The sequence below is a fragment of the Bacillus sp. LR--39 genome (assembly GCF_053613335.1).
Window position 1 is genome coordinate 1 of record NZ_JBSIOT010000353.1, and the last position, 1,037, is coordinate 1,037.

Below are 1,037 nucleotides of genomic sequence, written 5' to 3' on the forward strand. Positions count from 1 at the left end.
TCTCCAAGCCGTGCTGGATGATCAATCCTCAGGCCGGGGCACAGAGCGAGTCACCCTGTACGACGTCAACTTTGACTCTGCCAAAATCGCAAGCCTTGATGTCGATTCAGAAGCGTTAGAGGAAGAAGTTCCATTTACATTCGAAGACTTCGACGTCCCTGAAAAGCTGTCTGACACGTTTTAATCAAAGCTGAATCAGCCCATACGCAGACCTTTCTTAGAAAGGTCTGTTTTTTAAAAAATGAAACCAAACAATAGACAAGGGAGTTTTTTACATGAGCGAGAAGAACGAAAACGTATATGATCTTTCCTTTTTTATGCCGGGAAAAACAATTGAAGCTGAGGAAATCAAAGTGCCGATCTCAAAGCGTTTTGTTGATAAAAAAGGGAATGTCATTCCGTTTATTTTAAAACCAATTACAACTGAACGGATTGATGAATTAGAGAAAGAAAACACCACATTCAAAAATGTGAAAGGCCGCGGCCGCGTCAAAGATTTAGACTCACAGCGCTTTTATGCGAGAATTGCCATCGAATCTACTATTTATCCTGATTTTCGTTCAAAAGATTTAAGGGAAGCATACAAAACAGCGGATCCGGTAGAAGTCGCAAAACGTGTACTATCTGTTGGGGGAGAGTATGCGAACTGGCTGAATAAAGCAATTGAAATCAATGGTTTTGAAGATGATCTTGAAGATCTAGAAGAAGAAGCAAAAAACTAGTAAAGGATGGCGATAAGGAAGCTGTGTATTTGTACTATGCAATGCATGAGCTTCATTATTCGCCATCCCAACTTCTTGAATTATATGAAGCACCAAAACATTTTAAAGCTCTTTTATTTGGGTTGATAGGCTATAAGCTAGATCTATTAGAAAAAGAATCAAGGAGAGGAGGGAACTAATATCGCAAAATTAACAGCCCGTTTTGATCTCGAAGACAAGGTATCTAAAAAACTAAAACGGATACATAAAGGATTCCAAGAGGTCGAAAAAAAAGTCAAAACCATTAATCGGCAAATCAAAATCAGTATCAGAGCG

General features: G+C 39.1%; 4 protein-coding genes. All 4 read left to right on the top strand.

What is annotated here, in order from left to right; translation table 11 throughout:
* On the top strand, window positions 1–184 hold a 184-nt coding region (locus ACWHAR_RS23160; protein ID WP_452087958.1), incomplete at its 5' end, for a phage tail tube protein.
* Window positions 185–275: 91 nt separating this feature from the next.
* Complete coding sequence (locus ACWHAR_RS23165) at window positions 276–722, top strand: phage-like element PBSX protein XkdN (RefSeq protein WP_003232676.1); 447 nt, start codon at window positions 276–278, stop codon at window positions 720–722.
* Between the two features lie 29 nt (window positions 723–751).
* Window positions 752–901 (top strand): hypothetical protein, encoded by a 150-nt coding sequence (locus tag ACWHAR_RS23170; protein ID WP_003239113.1) that lies wholly within the window; start codon window positions 752–754, stop codon window positions 899–901.
* A 1-nt stretch (window position 902) separates the two neighbouring features.
* Window positions 903–1,037: hypothetical protein (locus tag ACWHAR_RS23175; RefSeq protein ID WP_452087959.1), on the top strand; the 135-nt coding region annotated here is incomplete at its 3' end.

Coding starts and splice junctions, on each gene's coding strand:
- ACWHAR_RS23165 (WP_003232676.1), top strand. CDS start 276: ATGAGCGAGAAGAACGAAAACGTATATGATCTTTCCTTTTTTATGCCG.